Here is a 4,195-nt window from a genome sequence, read left to right on the forward strand (position 1 = left end):
AGCGCGTGCAGCTCCTGGGGCCAGTCCTCCTCCGGGGAGGAGCGTGCCGGGGCCGACTCGCGCCTGGGCTCGGGGGGGGCCTCCAGATCTTCCTCGAAGATTTCCCGGAGCAACGCATCGGTGGCCTCGCGGGCCTCCTGGAGCGTGGGGGGCTGGGCGTCGAGGGCACGCGCGCGCTCCTCGCCTGGCAGGGGGATGACGGACACGGCGGAGGGCGGCATGACGCGGGGCACCTGTGGCGCCGCGGGCTCCCGGAGCGTGGCCGGCTCCTCGAAGATGCATCGGCTGTGGTCCAACCGTGGGGGCGCCCCGGGGGCGCGGTCTTCACCCTTGCCCATCATCCGCTCCTTCCTCATGCCCGTGCTGGCTAATGCATGGAGGCGGACAGAAGGATGGGCAAGGGCCCGGGTGGTTGGAGCTGCCCCAGGGCCCGGAGAGGCGCTCGGCGGAGGCGGGGCTCGCCCGCCTGCCCGCGCTCAAATCTCCAGCGGAGGCTGGGGGCCGGGGATGATTCCGGCGATGTCCGGATCCTCATCACCGGGCTGGCGGGCGGGGCGGGATTCCTTGTCGCGTTGGCGCTCGGCCTTCTTGGCTTCCTTGTCGCGCTGCTTCTGCTGACGCGCCATCTCCTTCTGTCGCTTCGTGGACCGTCCCTGCATGGATGCTCCTGGGAAATGGGTAAAAAAAAGAGGCCTGGCCTCGAGTGAGGCCTGGCCTCGTCGCAAAGGTAAGGTCGCGCGGCGTGCGGATCAGCCGACCGGGCGGACATTCTCCGCCTGAAGACCCTTGGGGCCCTTCTTCACCTCGAACTCCACCTTCTGGCCCTCGGCCAGGCTGCGGAAACCATCGCTCACGATGGCGGTGTGGTGGCAAAACACGTCGGGGCCCCCGTTGTCCTGGGTGATGAAACCGAAGCCCTTCGCATCGTTGAACCACTTCACGGTACCACTGGCCATGTCGGTGTCTCTCTCGTTCGGCAGGGCGACCATCGCCCGTGTTGCTCGCTCGTGACCGGAGCGACGCTTGGGCGTACACCTGGACTGTTGGGAAGTCGAGCCGGAATCCTCCAGGCGGCACTTTCTCGACAAACAGGCACACGGCGGCGATCGTTCAGACAACACCTTTTCGCGGGGGACCGTTCCGCGCGAGCAGGTCCATGCCCGCGGCGAGTGCCACGCCCACCGCGTAGCAGAGCAGATCGGACAGCAGGAAGCCGCGGCCCAGCACGAGCGCGGCGAAGCGGTTGGCGCGCAGCGCATCGAGCCAGGGCGTGTGGACGAGCTGGCTGAGCTCGACGAGCACGGAGAGGCCCAGGGCCCATGCCGCCGCGCGTCGCACCAGCAGGCGCGGCCAGGCGAAGACGAGGCACAGGTAGACCATGCTGGCCCACAGCGTGTCGCCCGCGTACGCGGTGAGGAAGCGGGGCAGGTGCGCCGCCACGGTCGGGGAGCGCGAGCCCAGGCCCAGGGCGATGACGAGGAGCATCAACGGCGGGAGCAACAGCCGCCCGCGCGCGGGTCGCACCGGGGGGGAGGTCGAGGGGACGGGGCTCATGGGCGGCAGTGTCATGAAATGATAGGTTTGAATGCGGACGCCCGCTCCACGTCTGAGTGGGCAGATGCAGCAAGGCAATACCCCGGAAGGATGAACCCCATGAAGGCCCTCTTCGTCGCCATCACCCTGCTCACCGCCGTCACCGCCTCCGCCCAGAACTCCCAGCCCATGCCCACCCCTCCGGGCCAGGGGTTCGGCACCATGCCCCCGACCTCGACCACCTCGGAGATGCGGGCGGATGACAACGAGTTCCGGCGCGGCCGGCGCGGCACGATGGTGGTCATCGAGCGCGAGGAGGTGGAGCAGCGCCTCGCCCGCCTGGAGCAGCTGCTCGGTGAGGCCAACGAGCGCGCTGGACGCGGCAACGGCAAGGGCAAGCTGCGCGAGGCCTACGAGGAGCTCAACGACCTGCGCGACCTGATCGTCGACGCCCCCGACGTTCGCTCCTACAACCCGCGTCCGATGCCCCACCAGCCGGCGCCGATGCCGCCCCCGGCTCCCGTCTACCAGCCCATCGCCGACGCCATGCTGCGCAGCGCCATGAAGGCCATGGACCGCGAGCCCTTCGCCGATGACAAGATGAACGTCCTCGAGGACGTCGCCGACAACAACTACTTCCTCGTGAGCCAGGTCATCCAGGTGCTGCCCCAGTTCAAGTTCTCGAAGGATCGCATCGAGGCGGTGCGGGTGCTGTGGTCGCGGGTGCTGGACAAGCAGAACGGCTACCAGCTCTACAACGCCTTCCAGTTCTCCACTGACAAGGCCGAGGTGAAGCGCATCATCTCCGCGGGTTGAGTCGGAGCCCGAACGGGGCTCTCAGGGGCCGGGCTCGCGGGGCGCGGATGCGCCGGCGGGTCTGGCCCTTCGTCTTTCCGGGCCCCGTGCGTGCCTCGTTGGGGGGTGGACCTTGCCCTGGGTGAACTTCTCCTGGCATTGGGGGTAGATGCGCCCCCGCCTTCGTCGAGTGTCGCTGCTGGCCGTCTTCGGTGGACTGCTGCTCGTCGCCCTGCTCGTCGTCCCGGACTCCCTCCGGGGTCTGTCCTTCGTGGCCCGCGCCGCCGGCATGCAGGGCGGGCTCGTCGAGCGCCTCGCCCGCTGGGACACCGGCCCCGTCTCCGCCGAGGACACCCAGGTGCCCTCGCGTCACGGGCCCCTGCGCGCCCGCCTCTTCCGGCCCGAGCACTTCCGCGGGCGCACCGTCATCCTCGTCCCCGGTGTCCATGCGGACGGCATCGACGAGCCCCGGTTGGTGACGCTCGCGAGGAACCTCGCCGCCGGGGGCCTCACCGTCCTCACCCCCGAGCTGCCCGACCTGCTGCTCTACCGCATCACCCCGCGCGAGCCGGACATGCTGGAGGACGTCGCCCTCTGGGCCGCCTCACGGCCGGAGCTCGCGCCCGATGGCAGGGTGGGTCTGCTGGGCATCAGCTTCGCCGGGGGCCTGTCCGTCGTCGCCGCCGGGCGGCCCTCGCTCCAGGACAAGGTCGCCTTCACCCTGTCGTTCGGAGGGCATGGGGACCTCTCGCGCGTGCTCTCCTTCCTGTGCACCGGCGTCCAGTCCGATGGACGGCCGCGCAAGCCCCATGACTATGGCGTGGCCGTCATCCTGCTCAACGTGGCCGGCCAGGTCGTCCCGCCCGAGCAGGTGGAGCCGCTGCGCGCGGGCATCCTCACCTTCCTGCGCGCCTCGCACCTCGCCATGCACGACACCCGGCGCGCCCACGAGACATTCGCCCAGGCCCGGCGGATGCAGTCCGCCCTGCCCGAGCCCGCCGCCACCTTCCTGCGGTACGTGAACGACCGGGACGTCGCCGCGCTCGGGCCCCTGCTGCTGCCGCACGCGCGGGCCTTCGCGCAGGACGCCTCGCTCTCTCCCGAGCGCTCTCCCGCACCGCGCTCGCCCGTCCATCTGCTGCACGGCACGGACGACAGCGTCATCCCCGCCATCGAGTCCGTGATGCTCGCGCGCTGGCTGGAGCCCCACACCGAGGTGCGCCTGCTGCTCACGCCCCTCATCTCCCACGCCGAGGTGGACCGGAAGGCGGGAGCCGCCGAGGTGTGGCGGCTCGTGCGCTTCTGGGCGGCGCCGCTCGACACCTAGCCGGCCGTCACGCCCAGCAGCTCGCGAATCTGGACGATCATCTCCTTCTCGGAGAGGTGGATGTCCGTGTCGCTCGCGATGAGGGTGCGCACCGTCGCGAGCACCTCGTCCGGGCGCTGGCGCAGCAGCCCGATGTTGGGGGCCGGCATGGGCTCGCCCAGGTCCAGGCAGCGCTGGAGGGACTCCAGCTCCGCCCTCGGCACCTTCCAGCGCTGCGCCGCGCCGAGGAGTGCTCGGGCCTCGCGCGGGTCGATCTCATCGTCGCTCCAGGCCACGTGCAGCAGCAGCTTGAGCAGCTCGAGGTAGAAGCGGTCGTCGTTGTTCGAGGAAGTCGTCATCCCGGTGTCTCTCCGCCCCCGAGCCTACGCCCCCTGTGAGAGGAAGCGGAAGGGCGTGGCGCACCCCTCGCGCCGGCACCGGAAGAGGTAGCCCCGGCCGTTGTCCCCGAAGGCCAGCCCGAAAGGCATCGCCGCGAGCTGCGCCACGAAGCGCATGGGCTCGCCACAACACTCCGGCGTGGCATCTCCGTTCACCCAGCCG

At 70.4% G+C, this 4,195-nt stretch carries 7 protein-coding genes; 2 read left to right on the plus strand and 5 right to left on the minus strand.

The features are described from left to right. From VF794_RS05655 to VF794_RS05670, 4 genes are all read right to left on the minus strand, one after another. The coding region (locus VF794_RS05655) for a hypothetical protein (protein ID WP_331108153.1) at positions 1-341 on the minus strand (341 nt) is incomplete at its 3' end. 135 nt (positions 342-476) lie between these two features. Further along, positions 477-659: a hypothetical protein gene (locus VF794_RS05660; RefSeq protein ID WP_331108154.1), complete on the minus strand. Its 183-nt coding sequence runs from the start codon at positions 657-659 to the stop codon at positions 477-479. Positions 660-749: 90 nt separating this feature from the next. Next, on the minus strand, positions 750-956 hold the full coding sequence (locus VF794_RS05665; RefSeq protein WP_331108155.1) for a cold-shock protein: 207 nt from the start codon (positions 954-956) through the stop codon (positions 750-752). A 154-nt stretch (positions 957-1,110) separates the two neighbouring features. After that, the gene (locus tag VF794_RS05670) at positions 1,111-1,554 is read right to left on the minus strand and encodes a DUF2809 domain-containing protein (protein ID WP_331108156.1); all 444 of its coding nucleotides are present in this window, start codon (positions 1,552-1,554) and stop codon (positions 1,111-1,113) included. Between the two features lie 99 nt (positions 1,555-1,653). Between VF794_RS05670 and VF794_RS05675 the strand changes: the two genes are divergently transcribed. Next, complete coding sequence (locus tag VF794_RS05675) at positions 1,654-2,349, plus strand: DUF4476 domain-containing protein (protein WP_331108157.1); 696 nt, start codon at positions 1,654-1,656, stop codon at positions 2,347-2,349. 148 nt (positions 2,350-2,497) lie between these two features. Next, entirely contained in the window at positions 2,498-3,655 is a 1,158-nt protein-coding gene (locus tag VF794_RS05680; RefSeq protein WP_331108158.1) for a hypothetical protein, read from the plus strand. Here the strand turns inward: VF794_RS05680 and VF794_RS05685 are convergent. Further along, a complete protein-coding gene (locus VF794_RS05685) occupies positions 3,652-3,993 on the minus strand; it encodes a TerB family tellurite resistance protein (RefSeq protein WP_331108159.1) in 342 nt (113 codons plus the stop codon). The genes VF794_RS05680 and VF794_RS05685 overlap by 4 nt on opposite strands. Positions 3,994-4,195 lie beyond the last annotated feature (202 nt).

This window comes from Archangium sp. (assembly GCF_036389735.1).
In the GTDB taxonomy this organism is placed as follows: Bacteria; Myxococcota; Myxococcia; order Myxococcales; family Myxococcaceae; genus Archangium.